Origin of the sequence: Corynebacterium evansiae (assembly GCF_027570065.1) — a bacterium.
GTDB classification, from domain to species: Bacteria; Actinomycetota; Actinomycetes; order Mycobacteriales; family Mycobacteriaceae; genus Corynebacterium; species Corynebacterium evansiae.
Genome location: NZ_JAKMUT010000001.1, coordinates 300838 through 319089, shown reverse-complemented (window position 1 = coordinate 319089; position 18252 = coordinate 300838). Strand labels below are relative to the sequence as shown.

13 protein-coding genes are annotated in these 18252 nt (G+C 65.7%); 5 read left to right on the top strand and 8 right to left on the bottom strand.

Annotation, left to right across the window (positions count from 1 at the left end; translation table 11 throughout):
• Positions 1-122 precede the first annotated feature (122 nt).
• The gene (locus L8V00_RS01425; protein WP_269944003.1) at positions 123-638 is read right to left on the bottom strand and encodes a tRNA (cytidine(34)-2'-O)-methyltransferase; all 516 of its coding nucleotides are present in this window, start codon (positions 636-638) and stop codon (positions 123-125) included.
• A gap of 30 nt (positions 639-668) precedes the next feature.
• Between L8V00_RS01425 and L8V00_RS01420 the strand changes: the two genes are divergently transcribed.
• Positions 669-1952, top strand: a complete 1284-nt coding sequence (locus L8V00_RS01420; RefSeq protein WP_269944002.1) for a saccharopine dehydrogenase family protein — start codon at positions 669-671, stop codon at positions 1950-1952.
• 10 nt (positions 1953-1962) lie between these two features.
• Here the strand turns inward: L8V00_RS01420 and L8V00_RS01415 are convergent, their stop codons facing one another.
• Together L8V00_RS01415 and L8V00_RS01410 are read right to left on the bottom strand one after the other, a co-directional pair.
• A complete protein-coding gene (locus tag L8V00_RS01415; protein ID WP_049049782.1) occupies positions 1963-3240 on the bottom strand; it encodes an alpha-hydroxy acid oxidase in 1278 nt (425 codons plus the stop codon).
• Positions 3241-3416: 176 nt separating this feature from the next.
• Positions 3417-5210, bottom strand: a complete 1794-nt coding sequence (locus L8V00_RS01410; RefSeq protein WP_269944001.1) for an alpha/beta hydrolase family protein — start codon at positions 5208-5210, stop codon at positions 3417-3419.
• 101 nt (positions 5211-5311) lie between these two features.
• Here L8V00_RS01410 and L8V00_RS01405 point away from each other — a divergent pair, with 101 nt between their 5' ends.
• Positions 5312-6520 carry a DUF4272 domain-containing protein gene (locus tag L8V00_RS01405; RefSeq protein WP_269944000.1) on the top strand — a complete coding sequence of 403 codons (1209 nt, stop codon included), beginning with the start codon at positions 5312-5314 and terminating at the stop codon, positions 6518-6520.
• Positions 6521-6571: 51 nt separating this feature from the next.
• Here the strand turns inward: L8V00_RS01405 and L8V00_RS01400 are convergent, their stop codons facing one another.
• A complete protein-coding gene (locus L8V00_RS01400) occupies positions 6572-7996 on the bottom strand; it encodes a CE1 family esterase (RefSeq protein ID WP_269943999.1) in 1425 nt (474 codons plus the stop codon).
• 80 nt (positions 7997-8076) lie between these two features.
• Positions 8077-11397 (bottom strand): error-prone DNA polymerase, encoded by a 3321-nt coding sequence (locus L8V00_RS01395; RefSeq protein WP_269944072.1) that lies wholly within the window; start codon positions 11395-11397, stop codon positions 8077-8079.
• Positions 11398-11699: 302 nt separating this feature from the next.
• Between L8V00_RS01395 and L8V00_RS01390 the strand changes: the two genes are divergently transcribed.
• From L8V00_RS01390 to L8V00_RS01380, 3 genes are read left to right on the top strand one after another with little or no spacing between them, the layout of a single operon-like run.
• Positions 11700-12560, top strand: coding sequence for a MetQ/NlpA family ABC transporter substrate-binding protein (locus L8V00_RS01390; RefSeq protein WP_034985012.1), 861 nt, complete (start codon positions 11700-11702; stop codon positions 12558-12560).
• Positions 12561-12604: 44 nt separating this feature from the next.
• Positions 12605-13705 carry a methionine ABC transporter ATP-binding protein gene (locus tag L8V00_RS01385; RefSeq protein ID WP_035003087.1) on the top strand — a complete coding sequence of 367 codons (1101 nt, stop codon included), beginning with the start codon at positions 12605-12607 and terminating at the stop codon, positions 13703-13705.
• Positions 13705-14385, top strand: a complete 681-nt coding sequence (locus L8V00_RS01380) for a methionine ABC transporter permease (protein WP_034984925.1) — start codon at positions 13705-13707, stop codon at positions 14383-14385. Before L8V00_RS01385 ends, L8V00_RS01380 begins: the two co-directional genes overlap by 1 nt.
• Before the next feature lie 78 nt (positions 14386-14463).
• Here L8V00_RS01380 and L8V00_RS01375 read toward each other — a convergent pair whose 3' ends face one another.
• From L8V00_RS01375 to L8V00_RS01365, 3 genes are read right to left on the bottom strand one after another with little or no spacing between them, the layout of a single operon-like run.
• Complete coding sequence (locus L8V00_RS01375) at positions 14464-15492, bottom strand: sucrase ferredoxin (RefSeq protein ID WP_269943998.1); 1029 nt, start codon at positions 15490-15492, stop codon at positions 14464-14466.
• 36 nt (positions 15493-15528) lie between these two features.
• Positions 15529-17334, bottom strand: a complete 1806-nt coding sequence (locus tag L8V00_RS01370) for a Y-family DNA polymerase (protein ID WP_269943997.1) — start codon at positions 17332-17334, stop codon at positions 15529-15531.
• Positions 17318-18163 carry a hypothetical protein gene (locus L8V00_RS01365; RefSeq protein ID WP_269943996.1) on the bottom strand — a complete coding sequence of 282 codons (846 nt, stop codon included), beginning with the start codon at positions 18161-18163 and terminating at the stop codon, positions 17318-17320. Before L8V00_RS01365 ends, L8V00_RS01370 begins: the two co-directional genes overlap by 17 nt.
• Positions 18164-18252 lie beyond the last annotated feature (89 nt).

Here is an 18252-nt window from a genome sequence, read left to right as displayed (position 1 = left end):
TGTGGATAAGAATACAGTCTTCACAGGTGCTGCTCAACTTGTAGAAAGCTGATTTAGGCTACTCTTACTCGAACCTTCACTTCGAATTCACCGGACAGCACTGGCGCCCTTCCGGCACCGCTCTAAACCCCGCCGGCGAACCCCAACTGACGCCACGCCTCGTAGGCCGCCACCGCCGCCGCGTTCGAAAGGTTCATGGACCGCCGCCCCGGCAGCATCGGGATGCGCACCTTCGCCGTCACCCGTGGATCGGCCAACACCTCGTCGGCCAGGCCAGTCGGCTCCGGGCCAAAGAGCAGCGCGTCACCCGGCCGGTAGTCCACCTCCGTGAACCACGTGCCCGTCTGCGCGGTAAAGGCGAATACCCGCCCCGAGCCGCGAGCCCGATCAGTCACGTGAGCCAGCGCCTCATCAATCCCCTCGTGGACATGCACGTCCGCCAGCTCGTGATAATCCAGCCCCGCCCGGCGCACATGCTTGTCGTCAAATTTAAAGGCCAGCGGCCCAGCCAGGTGCAGCGAAGCTCCCGAACCTGCACACATGCGGATCGCATTGCCCGTGTTCGGGGGAATCTCCGGGCGGTCGAACACTACGTGCAGTGGTGGGTTCACACCCGCAAACTGGTTTTCAGACGTCATTCACCCAATCTAACCGGTACAAATGTAGCCATGAGCAACTCCCCCTCCCGCAGCTTCGACATCACCCTAATGGGCGCCACCGGTTTCGTCGGCGCACTGACCGCCGAGTACCTGGCCGCCAACGCCCCAGCCGATGTGCGCATCGCTCTTGCCGGCCGGAACCAGACCAAACTGGAGGCCCTGCGTGAGCAGCTCGCTGAAAAGCACCCACGGGCCAGGGACTTCCCGCTAGTCGTTGCCGATTCCAGCGACAATCGCTCCCTGGAGAAGATGGTCCGCGATACCCGCGTGGTCATCTCCACCGTCGGTCCCTACTACCGCCACGGCTTCCCCCTGGTCCGCGAATGCGCCACCCACGGAACGCACTACGTCGACCTTGCCGGAGAGGCGCTCTTCATGCGTGAATCCGCTGATTCCTACCACGACCGCGCCACCGCCAGCGGGGCGCGCATCGTCCACGCCTGCGGCTTCGATTCCGTTCCGAGTGACCTGGGAATGCTGCTGCTGGGGAAGAGGGCGTCCGAAAACAAAGACACTCTCAAGTCCGCCACCATGATCGTGAAGATGAAGGGTGGGCTATCCGGCGGCACGGTCGACTCGATGCGCGAACAATTCGCCGCTGCCAAGGGCAGCCCGGAGAAAAAGCGGATGCTGGCCGATCCGTACACCCTCTCCCCTGACCGCGCCAACGAGCCGGACCTGGGCAAACAGCCGGACTTCGGCGTAGCGCGGGAAAGCGACATCAGCGGTTCTAGCGCTAGCGACAACAGCGAGGACGTCTGGGCGGGGCCCTTCATCATGGCGAGCTCCAACACGCGCGTGGTGCGCCGCTCGAACGCGCTGCTCGGCTACGAATACGGCGACAAGCTGCGCTACAGCGAATACCAGTACACCGGCAAAGGGCTCAAGGGCCGCATGCGCGCCTTCACCATGGGCGCGGTTCTGGGCACGGCGGTGGCGGCGTTGAACCAGGACAAACTGCGCACGTTCCTCTCCCGTTGGGTGCCAGAGCCCGGCGAAGGCCCCTCCGAGGCCGAACGCGATGCCGGATTCTTCCACACCACTCATTTCGGAGTAGGTACGAGCGGGGCCACCTACATCCAAACCATCAGCCTGGACGCCGACCCGGGGTACAAGGGCACGTCCATGATGCTTAGCGAGGCTGCGCTCACTCTTGTTCTTTGTGACGCCGAACTGCCGACAGGCTCCACCTACCAAGGCGAAACCGGCGGCGGAGTACTCACTCCTGCCACCGGCTTGGGTATGCCCTACGTGCGCCGCCTCAGCGACGCGGGCATGAAGTTCAGCGACTAGCTGAACATGCCTAGCTGAACAGGTTCTGCTCGTCCTCGGGCACACCGTTCACCTGGTTTAGGTTCAGGGTGTTGAGCTGTGTGACGTGCTCCGGGGTCAGCTCGTCCAGGGAGGAAACCTGCAGCAGACGCATGGTGCGGCGCACCTCGCTGGCCAGGATCTCGATGGCGCGGTTCACGCCGGCCTCGCCGCCAGCCATCAGGCCGTAGAGGTAAGCGCGACCGATCAGGGTGAACTTCGCACCCTTGGCAATCGCAGCGACGATGTCCGCGCCATTCATAATGCCGGTATCCATAGCCACGTCCACGTCGTTGCCGACCTCGCGGGCGACCTCCGGCAGCAGCTGGAAGGGCACCGGTGCTCGGTCCAGCTGACGGCCGCCGTGGTTGGACAGGATGATGCCGTCGACGCCCAGGTCGGCCAGCTTCTTGGAATCCGGCAGATTCTGCACGCCCTTGACGACCAGCTTGCCGGGCCACATCTCGCGGATGGTCTTTAGATCCTCGAACTTGATGGAGGGATCCATAGCGGAGTCCAGCAGCTCACCGACGGTACCGCCGGTGCTGGTCAGGGAAGCGAACTCCAGCGGCGGGGTGGTCAGGAAGTCCCACCACCACCAGGGGCGCGGGATGGCGTTGAGCACGGTCCCCAGGGAGATCTCCGGTGGGATGGAAAAACCGTTGCGGGCGTCACGCAGGCGGTTACCGGCGACGGGCGTATCCACGGTGAACAGCAGGGTATCGAAGCCGGCCTTGGCCGCGCGTTCCACCAGACCGTAGGAGATCTCGCGCTCCTTCATCACGTACAGCTGGAACCAGTTGCGGCCATTCGGGTTGGCCTTGTGCACATCCTCAATACTGGTGGTGCCCAGGGTGGACAGGCAGAACGGAATGCCCGCAGCCCCCGCAGCGCTCGCGCCCGCGAGCTCACCTTCGGTCTGCATCAGGCGGGTAAAGCCAGTCGGAGCGATGCCGAACGGCAGGGAGGACTTGCCGCCGAAAATCTCCGCGGTGGTGTCCACATTGGATACGTCGTTCAGGATCGACGGGTGGAACTCCACGTCGCGGAAGGCCTGGCGGGCACGGTTCATCGAGATTTCTTCGTCTGCGGCGCCATCGGTGTAGTCGAATGCAGCGGCCGGGGTGCGGCGCTTAGCGATGGCGCGCAGATCCCAGATGGTCTGCGCATCGTTGAGACGACGGGCCTTGAAATCCAGGGTGGGCTTCTTAAACTTCAGCAGGTCGAAAATCTCAACAGGATTCGGGATCTGGCGTTTCTGGTGTGCCATGGGAAAATCGCTCTCCTCACAGAGTTTCTTCGCGGCTTCCTTTTCCGCGAATTAGCGTGGTTTTTGTAGGTCGCCGTTTGGAGGCCAACAATTCCACGATAGGACGCTTCCCCAAGCTTCGCTGCCTAGGTTCGCCACAGCACTCTTCCGCTAGCTCAGCGGCTCCCGCTTACCAGCTAGCTCAGCTCCGCGAAGAACTCCAGGATCCGCTCGCCGATCAGCTGCCGGGACTTCGGCTTCACAAACTGGTGGCCCTCCCCCGGCACCTCCAGGAACTGCGGGGTGCGCCCCAGCTCCACCAGCGCGTCATGCAGCTGCTGGGATTCCTGCAGCGGCACGTTCGAGTCGTTAGCCCCGTGGATAAACAGCACCGGGGTGGTGATCAGCTCCGCCTTGTGCAGCGGGGAGATTTCCCATAGCAGCTCTGCATCGTGCATCGGGTACCCGTACTTCGGGGAGGCCGCGCTCGCCAGCCACGGCTCGGTCGACTCGTAGTAGGTCTCGAAGCTCGTCATGCCACACGCATCCACCACGCCTAGGAACATGTCCGGGTAGCGCGCGGCCGCCAGCACAGCCAGGAACCCGCCGTAACTGCGGCCTCCCAGGAATACCCGCCCGGCGGTGCACAAGTCGGCGTCACAAAGAAAAGAAACCGTATCCGCAACGTCGTCGATCGCGGCGAAGCGACCGTAACGGTCGTCGGCGTGGATGAAGGCGCGGCCGTTGCCCTTACTGCCGCGAATATTGGGGGTAAATACGGTGTAACCAGCGGCGACGATGTCCGCAAGTACGTCGTGGTGGACAGGGCGGGACTGTCCCTCGGGGCCGCCGTGCAGGTGGACATACACCGGATGCCCCGGCGCGGGATCCTCCGGCAGATACAGCCAGCCGGAAAGCTCCAGGCCGTCGCGGGCGGTGTAGTAGACCAGCTCCGGGACGTCACCCTGCCGGGCGCGCTCGTCCAGGCGGTCGGTGCGGTCCGGGTCCAGCGGCTCCACACGCCCGGCTTCCAGCCGCAGCACCTCCACCGTCGGCGGCAGGTTCGGCCCTTCGACAGTCAGCGCCAGCAGCTGGCCATCGTCAGTGATGGACAGACCCGCGGCGACCATGCCCGGCAGCTCGACGGTGCGGCGGACCTGCACGCGCTGTTCATCGCCAAGGCTCAGCAGCTCCAGATTGGAAATGCCCGCCTGGTTCCACAGCACCGCGGCGGTCGACAGGTCCTCGCTGATTGCGAACTCATCAACGTCCGCCTCGGGGTTACTGATCAGCTCCTCACGCTCCACACACACCGGGCGCTCACTTTCGATGTCCACCACCAGGCGCATGAGTCGGCGACGATCCGCACCGTGGTCGGTGACCACGAGGATCACCAGGCGGCTGTCCGTGATCGGCAGGATCCGCCCGTCTTCCGTGGTGGCTCCCGGCTCCGGCGGCAGCAGGGGCATCCAGCGGCCTTGGGGGTTTACCAGCAGCAGTTCGCGGTTGCCACGCGGGCCGACGCGCATGAGGCTATACCCGGCCTCCGAGGCGACGAGCAGCGCGTCGAGGCGCCGGTCCATCACCTGGTAGCGCGACGTATTCGGGTCGACCAGGCGCGCCTCCGTCATGCCGTCGGCCGCCACGGCATCCATCGCCAGCTTGTCGCGGTCCCATTCGACCAGGTGCGTGCGGGCGTCAAAGGTGTTTCTTAGCGGTGACGCCCCTTCGACCTCAGGGTCCGTGGATACCGTGAAGGTCTCGAGCTTTTCCGAGCCCTTAGGGGACACTTCGCAGGCGATCCACTGTGCGTCCGGGGAGTGCAGCACGCGCGTGACGGGGCCTTCGATGGGCAGCTGCACGGGGCGTTCCTTACCCACGCCGTCCGCGGTGAGCGCTGCCTGGACGGCGTAGGGATACCCGCCATCGCGGACGATGTAGGCGATGGCAGTGCCGTTGGGGGCTAGCGAGGGGGCGGTCGTATGGCGCATGAATCCAGTATTCTAGCGAAGCCCGAACGGCTGACCTAACAGTTTCTCCTTTAGGTACAGGCTGGTGCGGGTAGAGCGGAGAAACTCTATGCTGTGAAGACATGAGCATTTACGTGAACGCCTACTCCACCGTCCGTGCGGACGTGCCCTTCCGCGGACCGGGCGAGCCCGCCATCGCTTCCCGCGAGTTGTGCTTCGACTCGCCGGACCGGCCGTTCCTCAAGACCACGGCCAATGGCGCTAGCGAGGATGAGGAGCAGCAGACCCGTGAGCTGCTGGAACACCTGGCGGGCTTCGAGGGTTACGTCGCCACGCAGGGTGAGGAGCGCTTCGGCAGCTTTAATTCCTACATCCACTCGGTGATGCAGCACATCCACAGCGTGCGGCGCCACTATGTGTTCGAGCGCGACGACGACTTTGACTTCTCCCACCTGGGCGAATTCGCCGACTGGGCGCGTGAGGCCAACGCGGTTTTCTTCCTGACCGACGGCACTGTGCGCAATGCAGGCGGCGCGGATCTACTGGACCCCGCACAGATCGGCAGTTCCCAGTCCAGTGGAGCACAGGCAAACTCCGTGCCGCAGCACCCGGGTGCCGTGGAGCGGATGCGCCGCGTGCGCGGGGACCTGTGGCGGAAGGGTTTCCAGGTGGCGACGACACTGCCGCCAGTGCGCAGCGAAGCTGAGGTGCTGCTGCGCCCCGCCGAGGAGGTTTCCAACCGGGCCGTGACCTTGTCCGTGGTGGCGACCGTTGCCGTGGCAGTGCTAAACGGCGAACCCGTGGACTTCAACGCACTGCGCGCTGGCTCGCGACGGGCCTTCGACCACCTCACCCCGGTTGAGCGCTCCTTCCTCGACAATGCGGAGGCTGCGCAAGGGGCACAGGGAGCGCAGGAAGCACAGGGAACACCGTCCTATAGCCAGGAGCTGCAGGACGATGCGTACCAGCTGGCCTGGGCCTACACCGCTGCAGAGTTCCTCGCCTGGGCTGTCGGCCTGATCGACATTGACGTCTTCGGGTTCGCCCCCGTGGACCTTCCCGCCCTGCGGGCTGCACTGCGCGCCGTGGATAGAGAAGGGCGCGATGCCTCCGCACTGCCGCTGCGCAGCCTTCCGGAGATCTGCGATGCTGCGGAGCACATCTACTCTCTGCGCTGGGTTTCAGTGGAGCTGCAGTCCGATAGTCCCTCCCAGACCGGCCCTGGCACCCTCCAGCCTCAGGACCACTCCACCCTTGTCGAACGCCACCGCGCTGTCGCCTGGCTGACCGATCCGGTTATCGCGTACGACGACGTAGATCTCTCCACTTAAAGGTCGCACTAAGCTGCCCCCATTGCGTGTACGCGACCGCAGCGGTTGGCGTCACCGGTGATGTGCTTCAAAGAACGCGGCGACTTCGCCCGACGCGGTCACCGCATTGGAGCGGCGCTCGCGCGAACGATCCACCGCTCCCGCACCGGCCTCGCCCGTGCGCTCGCCCATCCACGTGTGGCCGGCGTCGCCGATGGCCAAATGCATGACCTCCATGTGTTGGCCGCAGTTAGGCCACTGGACGCGCTGCACGGCATCCGTCACGCGGGTGGCAATCGGCGCGCCCACGCAATGTGCGCGGCTCGCATATAGCTGCGAGAACTCGAAAGCTCCCAGGTACTCGTCCTTGTATCGTTCGCCGCCACCGTATTGGATCGTCTGATCCTTTCGGCCGTGAATATCCAGGTACGGGGTGGTTTCACCGCGCTTGAAACGGACGTCCTCTGGCTTCTTCGGGTCCGCACCCTTCTCCGCACAGGCGCGCCACGTGTCCGAGTAGTAGGCCGCGGAAACGGCCGCGAAGGCTGCGAACTCGTCCGGCATCTCGCAGGCCAGCTTGCCTACGAAGCCCCCGCCGTTGGACATTCCCGTCGCGTAGATCCGGTTCGCATCCACCTGGTAGGTGGAGGACACTGCGTCCAGCATGTCGCGGACGAAGCGCACGTCCTCGCCAGCCTTCACCTGCGCATACGGGGCGCCCTCCCATGCGTTGCCGATGCCCTGTGGGTACACCACGATCGCATTTTTGCCCGCCAGGCCGGTGTAGTGCGCCATCTGGGTGGCCTGCTCGCGGTAGCCGTGGAACGCGAAGATCAACGGGAGGGGTTTCTGGTCCTTCGCGCCCTCCTGTTGCTTCTTGTCGTAGCGCTGCGCGCCACGCGGGACGTTAATGATGTACCGGCGGTCGCGCTTGCCGGATTTGAGCTCGAGCGTTTTGTCCTGTCCCGCCTTCGGCACTTCGCGGATCGGGTGGAAGTGCTGCGGGATGCGCGCCACCGCGGGGGAAACCTGCACGTTGGGGCCTGCAGGCGGAATGGCCACCGCTTCCGTCGGGGCGAAATCCGCCGGTTCCTTCACTGTGTTGTGCGCCTGCGGATCGTCGTGGGGGGCGTGGGCGATTTTCTGAATGGCCACGCCCATTCCGGCTGCGCAGAGCAGCAGAAACACCGCGAGTACGGTTGCTGCGATGCGCCTGCGGCGGAATTGCTGTTCCGTGGGGCGGCTGCCAGTGGGGCGCTCCGGGGCACGGCGGTTGTTGCGGCGATCCGCGCGGTGCCGGCCACCCTTCGCGCGGTTTTCGGGGTTTTGTTGATGACGCCGCCGGCTCCCCCGCCAGGATTCCTCCCCGAAGCGCGCAGCTTCCTGATCGCTGACCTGTGGAGGCGCCGCTAGGTGGAGGCGCTCCTTCCGAGCCAGGTTTCCCCGCGCGCGACGTTGCGCGCGGGGGTCATCCGGGTCGAAAGGCTCACGAGTCACGGGGACGATTGTTCTTGGCTGCTACGCCTGTGTCAATTACCGGCCCAGTGTTCAGCATCATCCCAGCGAGAAGCGCCGACTTAGCGGAAATCCCGCGAGCCCGCGTGTGCTCCCGCGATCTCGCCGGCCGGCCGCAGCTGAGTCTCCACCTGTTCCAGCAGATCCGCCGTCACGGTGGCCGCCCCCTCTGCGTTGTGGACAATCCCCCGCACGACCAGAATCTTTGCGTTTAGCGCAACCGCCCGCTGCCGCGACCACAGCCCCTGCGAGACCACAATATTCGCCAGCCCAGTCTCGTCCTCCAGACCGAAAAATACCACCCCACCTGCGGTTGCGGGGCGCTGCCGGTGAGTCACCACGCCCGCGACGCGCACCCGCGTGCCATCGGGGACGCGCAGCAGGCTATCGGCCGTCACCACCGCCGCACCACCGCGCGGGGCGACATCACCGGGGTGTGTACCGCGCGGTGCAGGGCGTAGATGCCACTCGTTCAGGTACTCGCGCAGCAGACGCACCGGATGCTCGGCCGTCGTCACGCTCGTTGTCGCTAGTTCGGACGCCACCATCTCAAACGCACTCATCCCAGGCAACGCCGGCGCATGCACGCCGGACGTCCCCGGCAGCATTCCCGGCCGCTCGGTCGCCGCCACCCCGGCGGCCCACACGGCTTGGCGGCGGGTTAGCCCGAGACTCCCCAAAGCCCCCGCCCGCGCCAGCTTCTCCACATGAGCCACGGTCAGCCCAGCTTCGCGGGATAGGTCTTCCACGCTGGTGAAGCGGCCGATCCGCTCGCGCGCCTCCACGATGCGCTCTGCCACCTCTGCGGAGATCCCCTTCACCCCGCCCGCCCCGCTGAGCCCCAGCCGGATCTGCCCCACCGGCTCGCCGGTCCCCCGGCCTAGCCCGTGAACTCCCGTGGGCCGGTTGGTACGTGGGGGCGTCATTAAGGAAACAACCGCATCCACCTGCACGTCCGAAGCGTTCACGTCCACGGGAAGAACCTCCACGCCGTGTCGGCGCGCGTCGGCCAGCAGGGACTGCGGCGAGTAGAACCCCATCGGCTGGGCGCGCAGCAGGGCCACGCAGAACTCCGCCGGATAGTGGTACTTGAACCACGCGGAGTAGTAGACCAGGGAGGCGAAAGATTGCGAGTGTGATTCCGGGAAGCCGTAGCTGGCGAAGGCTACGATCTTGTCCCACAACCGGTCAGCCACTACCCCGCGGATCCCGTTCTTCGCCTCTAATCCCTGGTAGAAGCGCTTTTTCAGCCGCTCCATCTTCTGCGGCGAGCGCTTGGATCCCATCGCCCGGCGCAGGGTATCGGCCTCGGCGCCGCTAAAGCCCGCGGCATCCACGGCCATCTGCATCAGCTGCTCCTGGAACAGCGGGATGCCCAGGGTCTTCGTCAGCGCGGGCTCCAGGCACGGATGGTCGAAGGTCACGGGCTCCAGGTCATTGCGGCGGCGAATATAGGGGTGCACGGAGCCGCCCTGGATGGGCCCGGGGCGGATCAGCGCGACCTCCACCACGAGGTCGTAGAAGGTGCGCGGCTTCAGTCGCGGCAGGGTGGACATCTGCGCGCGAGATTCCACCTGGAACACTCCCACCGCATCCGCGCGGGAGAGCATCGCGTAGACCTCCGGCTCCGTGGGGTCCAGCCGCCACAGCTCCACCTCCCGCCCCCGGTGGGCGCGCACCTGATCCACCGCGTGGTGCAGCGCCTCCAGCATGCCCAGCCCCAGCAGGTCGAACTTCACCAGCCCCACGGCCGCGCAGTCGTCTTTGTCCCATTGCACCACCGAGCGGCCTTCCATCCGCGCCCATTCCGTCGGCACGACCTGCGCGATCGGACGGTCGCAGATCACCATGCCGCCGGAGTGAATACCCAGGTGGCGGGGGTGGTCCAGCATCTGCTCGGCTAAGTGCTGCACGGCGTCGGGGGTCTGTTCCGGGTGGCGGGTCCAGGCATCGATCTGGCCCGGCGCGTAGCCGAGGGCACGTCCGGCATCGCGGGTGGCGCCTCGGCGGCGGTAGGTGATCACGTTCGCCACCTGCGCGGCGTTCTCGCGGCCATAGCGGGAGTACACGTACTGGATCGCCTCCTCGCGCCGCCCGGATTCGATGTCGAGGTCGATGTCGGGTGGCCCGTCGCGTTCCGGGGAGAGGAAGCGCTCGAAGAGCAGGCCGGAGGCCACAGCGTCCACCGTCGTGATCCCCAACGCAAAGCACACCGCGGAATTCGCCGCGGACCCTCGCCCCTGACAAAAGATGTTGTTCTCGTGGCAGAAGGCAACGATGTCGTGGACGATCAGGAAGTAGCCGGGAAACCCCAGCTGCTCGATGGTTTCCAACTCGCGGTCGATGGTGGCCCAGGCCTGGTTGGCGGCGGAGGAAGAACCGCGCGGGCCGTAGCGCTGCGCCCCGCCGCGCTCGGTGATGGCGCGCAGCCAGGTCATTTCCGTGTACCCCTCCGGCACGGGGAAGTGCGGCAGGTTCGGCGCGACAAGATCCAGCGTGAAGGCGCATTCTTCGGCAACCTGCACGGTGGTCTCCACGGCGCGCGCCAGCCACTCGCAATCGCCCGCGAGCTGCAGCATCTCCTCGCCCGAGCGCAGCCACGAGCCGCCGACCGGGTGGGTGGTCGGCTCCGCGGCCGCCATGTCTTTCCGCTCGCGCAGCGCGGCCTTCGCCCCAGCCAGCCGGGAGTGCTTAGGGGTGGCGCACGCCGGGGCACTGCTGACGATCTCGCGTAGGCCGTGGCGCACTGCCAGGGTATGGAGGCGCTCGTTGCGGTCGGCGTCGGCGGGGTTCATCGTGTGTTGCAGCTCCACGACGACGTTGTCCGCGCCGAAGATGTCCACGAGCCGTGCGTCCGCCCAGCGCCAATCCAGCAGTACTAGCCAGTGGCCGCCGGCTGCCTCTGCCAGCTGGGGCAGGCTGGGGTACCGGACGGAATCTTTGTCCGGATCGGCCATGCGGGCGTCCGAAATAACCCGGCTGAGCCGCGTGTAGCCTTCGCGCCCCTTGCACAGCACCGTGAGTGGCACGTCGAGGCTCAGCTCCGCGCCGAATACCGTGGCGAGGTCCGTTTCGCTCTCCGCCGCCGCCGTAGCGAAGCGCGCCGCCCCGTAGAAACCGTCGCGATCCACGCACGCAAGCGCGCTTAGCCCCAGTTCACAAGCCGTTGCAACCATCTGCTCGGGCTGGCTCGCGCCACGTAGGAAGTTGTAGGCGCTGCAGGCGTGGAGCTCTGCGAAGGGGGTGGTTATTCCTTTTCGTGACGCCCCTTCGGCCCCAGTGCCATCCGCCTCCGCAGGGCCGAGCGACGTGATGCGCTGCTGGCCTTCCCCTACTCCGACCGCGCGGAGGTTCCGCAGTCCTGGCCCCCTGCCGGATAGCACGCTTTCGAGCTGCGCCCAGCTAAGCGGCCGGCCCTGCGAAAAGCTCCTGGATTGCGGCTTGCGTAGCGTGCGGCGGGGCGCAGGGTTCGGCTCGCCGGCGGGGTCGCGGGGTTCAACAGACACAGAGCGATTATAGAACACCCATTCTATTATTCGCCAGAGTGGGCAAACTCCCCTCAAGGGCGGCCAAAACTGAGACTAGACTAAGTTGTTCATTCTGGTTTAGAGTGCTACTTTAATCGCACAGTTCAGCCCGGACATTCGACAGAGCACCGGGCCCCATGACTATCCAGGAGGATCCCATGTCCCTTCGCCGTAAAGTAGCAGCCGGTGTAGCTGCAGCAGTTATGGCCTTCAGCTTGACCGCCTGCGGCGGTGACGACGACACGATCAAGGTCGGCACCACCGACCAGGGCCAGAAGCAGTGGCAGGTGTTTGAGGAAAAGGCCAAGGAAGAAGGCCTGAACGTTGAACTGGTTCCGTTCGGCGACTACAGCCTGCCGAACCGCGCGCTGGCCGACGGCGAGATCGACGTCAACAACTTCCAGCACCTGATGTTCCTGGCTGACTACAACGTCAACAACGACTCCAACCTGGTGCCGATCGGCGCCACCGAGATCATCCCGCTGGGCGTGTACTACCAGGACCACAGCGAGGTCAAGGACATCGAGGAAGCCGGCGAGGTTGCCATCCCGAACGACCCGACCAACCAGGGCCGCGCCCTGCACGTGCTGGCATCCGCTGGCCTGGTGAAGCTGAAGGATGACAAGATCCTCTCCCCGACCCCGGCCGACATCGACGAGGGTAAGTCCAAGGTCAAGGTCACCCCGGTGGACGCCGCCCAGACTGTGACCGCCTACAAGGACGGCACCCCGGCCGTCATCAACAACTCCTTCCTGGAGCGCGGCAACATCGACCCGAAGTCCGCCATCGTCGAGGATGACCCGAAGGCAGAGTCCGCCAAGCCGTTCATCAACGCCTTCGTCACCACCGAGGAGAACAAGGACGACGAGGATCTGAAGAAGCTCGTTGAGGTCTGGCACTCCAAGGACGTTCAGGATGCACTGAACGAGCAGTCCAAGGGCACCTCCGTCCAGGTCCAGATGGGCCCGGAGGAGCTGGCTAAGGTTCTGAAGGACACTGAGGACCAGATCAAGAAGTAGGCCCAATCGGCACTACTAACCCCAACTCTTAAAAGAGGTTCCCTATGGCTACAGACGCACAACCTGGCGTCGACCAGCCCAGCGCCGGCAACACCGGCGCTGCCGGCAGTACCGGCAGTACCGGCACGGAGATCGTCTTCCGTGACGTGACGAAGGTCTTCAAGCAGGGCAAGAAGGAAATTCACGCCCTGCAGGACATCAACACGCAGATCCCGGCGGGCTCCATCGTCGGCATCATCGGCTACTCCGGCGCCGGCAAGTCCACCCTTGTCCGGCAGATCAACGGCCTGGACCGCCCCACCAGCGGGCAGATCCTGCTGGACGGCCAGGACATCGTTCCCTTGCCGGAATCGCAGATGCGCAAGCTGCGCAGCGATATCGGCATGATCTTCCAGCAGTTCAACCTGTTTTCCTCCCGCAACGTGGCAGGTAACGTCGCCTACCCACTGCGCCTGCAGGGCATGCCCAAGCAGCAGCGGGAAGAGCGCGTCAAGGAACTGCTGGAGTTCGTCGGCCTGTCCGATAAGGGCAAGGCCTATCCGGAGCAGCTGTCCGGTGGCCAGAAGCAGCGCGTCGGCATCGCCCGCGCGCTGGCCACCAACCCCAGCCTGCTGCTGGCCGACGAGGCCACCAGCGCGCTGGACCCCTCCACCACCCGCGACGTGCTGGAGCTGCTGCGTAAAGTGAACCGCGAGCTCGGCATCACCATCGTGGTGATCACCCACGAGATGGAGGTTGTGCGTTCCATCGCCGACTCCGTGATCGTGATGGAAAACGGCCGCATCGTGGAGCAGGGCAGCGTCTACGAGGTATTTTCCAACCCGCAGACGAAGACTGCCGCCAACTTCGTGGCCACCTCGCTGCGCAACACCCCCGACATGGTCGAGGCGGAGGCGCTGCAGTCCGAAAACGGTCGTCTCTTCACTGTGACCATGGCCGAGGGAATCGGGTTTTTCGATGCCATCTCGAAGCTGTCCGCTGCAGGAGTGACGGTAAACATCGTCCACGGTGGCGTCACCACCCTCCAGAACCACAGTTTCGGCCGCCTTACCCTGCGCCTGACGGCCCACAATGCCGACGGCGAAAAGGCGATCGAGGAATTCCACGGCCACATGCAGGATTCCACCGAGATTGAGGAGATCTGATGAACACGATGACCCTCGCGCAAATGGATTGGGACCGCTACGGCAACACGTTCCAGAAGGCGATTTTCGAGACGCTGTACATGGTCTCGATCACGCTGCTGATCTCCTCGGTACTGGGCCTGATCATCGGCCTGCTGCTGTACACCACCCGCAAGGGCGGCATTCTGCAGAACCGGGTGGTCTACTGGATCACGAACTTCCTGGTGAACTTCATCCGCCCGATCCCGTTCATCATCTTGCTGACGGCGATCGGCCCGCTGACGGACCTGGTGGTGCAGAGCCGTATCGGTACGGAAGCGGCCATCGTCGGCATGGTCGTCGCCGCCACCTTCGGCGCTGCGCGTATTTTCGAGCAGAACCTGGTGGCGATCGACCCGGGCGTGATCGAGGCCGCCAAGGCGATGGGCGCCTCGCCGCTGAAGATCATCTTCACGGTGATTATCCCCGAAGCGCTGGGCCCGCTGATCCTGGGCTTCACCTTCATGTTCATCGCCATCGTGGATATGTCCGCCATGGCTGGTTACATCGGTGCAGGTGGTCTGGGTGACTTCGCGATTGTCTACGGTTACCGCTCGTTTAATGACGCCGTTACGTGGACGACCGTCGCAGTGATCATCGTGATCGTGCAGATCGCGCAGCTGGGCGGAAACTGGCTGTCGAAGAAGATCATGCGCCGCTAGTCAGCACGCGCTGCTAGAGAGCGCGAAACCCCGGGTGCTAGTTCAGTGAGTGAACTGCCCCGGGGTTTCGTCTTGCGTTTAGAATTCCGCGACCCACGTCACGGTCTGCTTGGGCTTCTTACCGCAGGAGGGAACGGAGGTTCCGCCTGGGTGCGCGCTCAGGCGGACCGTGATTTCTTGTTCTGTACCTGCATCTGGGTTCGCTTCCGCACCCGCTTCTGGGTTCGCTTCCGCCGCAACGGTCACGACGCGCACCTCGGTGGTGCCGTCTGCGTCTCCGGCCGCTTCCGGCTTGGTCACGCGCATGCTGGCGAGCTTGACGTGGCGGCCTTCGCTGGCCAGCTTCTCCGCCACGGCCAGCTCCGCGGCCTGGCCGACTGGGTCCCAGACTCCGCGGCCGCGGCAGCCCTCCATCCACAGCTCGCCTTGCTTGGCGCGCTCCAGCATGCTGCTGGCGCCGGCGGTGCCGAGCTGTCCATAGGAGTAGTTGTGGGGCAGCAGGATCATGGAGGGGGCGAAGCGGTGGCCCTTGGTGTGGGAGGATTCCCAGACCATCTGGCCGTACTTGGCGGTGAGCTCGTCGGCTACCGGGCGGCCGAAGACCGCGCAGCACTTGTCGCGCTTGCCGTGGGTGCACACCAGCAGCAGTGGGCCGTCGATGCGCTGTCCTCCGGCGGCGCCGGGGGCGCTGAGGTCGAGGTCCAGCAGCGCCTCAGGTCCGGAGACCTGCAGGCTTTCGAGGATGGGAGTGGGGTCGTCGCCGTAGCCTTCGGCCCAGCTGATGTATAGCTGCCGGGTGGAGCTGGCTGCGCGCTGCTGACCTTCGCGGCCGGGGCGGCGGATGAACTGCAGTTGAGCGCCGTTGTCCTTGAGGAACTTCTCGACCTTCTCGGTGAGCTCCTCCCCTAGCGCGGTGCCGTCGAGGATGTCGTGGCCCCAGTTGGTGACGAACTCGAGGGCGAGGATGATCTTGCCCGGCTTGGCGGTGCCGGGGAGAGCCTCATCGGTCCGCTGGGAGCACATGTCCGCGTAGATTCCGCCGGAGGTCTGAGTGGCGGGCTTCCCAGTTTCGGGCTGTCCGGCCTGCGCGTTTCTAGTTGTAGGCATGCCTACAACAGTACCAAGTTGGAAGCTACAGGCGGGCTAGTAAGTCGCTTCGATCCGCCACTGCTTCCCTTTGCATACCAGCAGAAATGCGTGGTCTTTCGGAGCATCCTTGCGGTGTCCGCTGTGGGGCTCACTATGGGTTTCTTCGCGGGTTTCCTCGCGGGCTGCGACCTGCAGCCGGGCGTAGCGCTTCCCCTCGGCCCACCAGTGCTCGTCGACCGGCCAGGGGCCGGCCCATCCGGTGATGCGGAGCCGCCGGGCGCCCCATTGCAGGGTTTCCGGCGGGGAGCTCATCAGCCCGCGGCCGGTGACGTACACGGCATCACCCTGGCGGTCCAGCAGCGCCAGCCGCGCTGCTGGATGCGCGGCGCTGGGATTGCGTTCGCTGGGGCCACGGCCGCCGGAGTTGCGACCGCTGGCACCGGGGGCGCCATTATCACTGTTTGGCGAACCGATCAGCCCTGGCAGAGGGGGCAACAGCTGCCCTTCCCATTGGCGGGTCGGCAGGGCGGTCACCTCCTCCGGGTCGTCCTCGCCGTAGGGCACGGTGGCGATACGCCGGGCTACGGCACGGCCTCCGCGGTGGATGGGACGGAGCACGCGGTTCATGCCGATCAGTGCTTGCGCCCGCCCGGCGGCGGCGCGGGCGGCGCGGATGCCTTCATCTGGCCCGCCCCACAGTGGCGCAGCCAGGCTGCCCGCCGGGACGGTTTCCACGGGTACAAGCTCGATGCACGTCACCCCGACGGTGTTGTCCGCCCAGTCGGCCTCGTCGACCTCTCCGGTAGCTCCGCCAGCCGTCCCCACCCCGGCGCGCAGCCGGGTGAGCCAGCCGTCGAGCTGCCAGCGCACCCGCTGGGCGGTGTCCTGTTCCGAGAGCGGTTCGCGGCAGCGCCACAGCCTCTCGATGACGGTCGGCCCGGTGTATCCCACCGGGGGTTCCAGGTAGGCCCGCACGGCCAGACGCAGGCAGGCCTCGCCGGCGGCGAAGAGCTTGTTGTGCAGCGCAGTGGCCACGTGCCGGGCAATGAATGCGGCGGTTTCTGTACGCGCGATGGGCTCGTCAGCCTCGTAGCGCAGCTCGAGGTCTTCCCGGTGCCGCCGGGGTGCAACATCCCGGTCGACGTGCCCGCTGGCGATGCGGTGCCACTCCACGGCCTCCTGTCCGAAGCGCACGGCCACGTCCGCGCGTGGCAATCCGGCAAAGTCGCGCATCGTACGCAGCCCCAGCTGCTGCAAGGTGGCGCTGAGGTGTGCGGGGGCGCGCAGCTCCGGTTCGATGCTCAGCACGCTGATCGGCAGCTCCGCGATGAACTCCGCACTGCCGCCCACGGGGATACTCTTGCCCAGCCGGGCCGCCCATACCGCCGAGACCAAGTCATCGGCCACGCCGGCCAGACAGTCGGCGTGTATCCGCGCGGCGGCATCCAGCAGCTTCTCCACCGCACTGGCCTCGTCGCCGTAGTACCTGGCTAGTGCATCTACGGGGAAGGCAAGTAGTCCGGGCCGTAGGGTCTCCACGACCGCGCTGACGTCCTGCAGCGCGGCCAGCACGTCCTCGTGCACGGAGGCCTGCCGGGTGGGATCGTCCGCCGCGATGTTCAGCTGCGGGTACGCCGCCAGGGCATGCCGCTGCTTCATTCCAATCCTGATCCCCTGGGCGCGCGCGGCCGCATTGCAGGCCAGCACCCGGTAATCGGCGATCACTGCGGCGGGCGCCAGCACGTCCCACCCGCGCGACTGCGCCTGGACGTACACCGGCCAATCCGGGAACCACAGCACTGCCACCCGCCTGTTGTGGGTTGCAGGCGCCACCCGCACCGCGCTATCCGGAGTACGCATGTGCCGTATCCTCTGTGCCCACTGTGCCCGCTGTGCCCACTGTGCTCTCTATGCCCTCTGCACCAATCACATCCTCTGCACCAATCGTCGCCCGCACCGCACTCGGCGGCTGAGCCTTACCCCACACGCGCCCCGCGACCTCCACGGCACGGATGCGCCCACTCCCGCGACGCAGCCCCAGCACACCGCATACCTGCAGCTCCACGTGCATCCTGGCCTGCGACCACGCCTTCCCACACACCAGCAAGGCACATTCGCTCTTCCGCAGCCGCGCCTCCACGGGTCGCGCGAAGGTCGGCGCTACGGTCGAGCTCACGGCCCCGCCACCGCCCTGCTTGCCGAGCTGCCCACCCGCCGCAAACAGCACCACATCCATCCCTTCCACCAGCGTGCCCAGCACTGCCGCCGTGTGCGGGGTGGAATCCGGCACCAGCACCAGTCGCTCCACGTCGCCGCCAGCGGCCGCCACCGCCGCGATCGCCAGCCGCGGATAATCGACCACCGCCACGCACATCCCCTGCGCCGTCAGGTGCGCCAGCACATCCACCAGCACCGCCGGGCAATCCGAAATCTGCGTTGCCTGCCCACGCGCCACCCCGCCACCCGGCAGGTGCTCGGCCAGCCACGCCGGAACCGGTGCGACACGCACGCTGTCTCTTCTTTGTGATTCTTTTCTTTGTGACGCCCCCTTCCCCACCGGCGCCGATCCCAGCACCGCCGCACTCGAGGCGCTGGCCATCGGAGCTCCCCCGGATTCGATCTGCTGCATCTTACGCCGCAAGCTGGCAATCGTCGCCTGCGCCGCAGATTCCCCTGCAGACTGCGCCATGGTTGCCACCTCCCTTCCCTCTTTTCCGACACCGCATGTTCTATCAGCGCCCTCGTACAGGGCTACCCCGCGCGCAACACATATTAGAA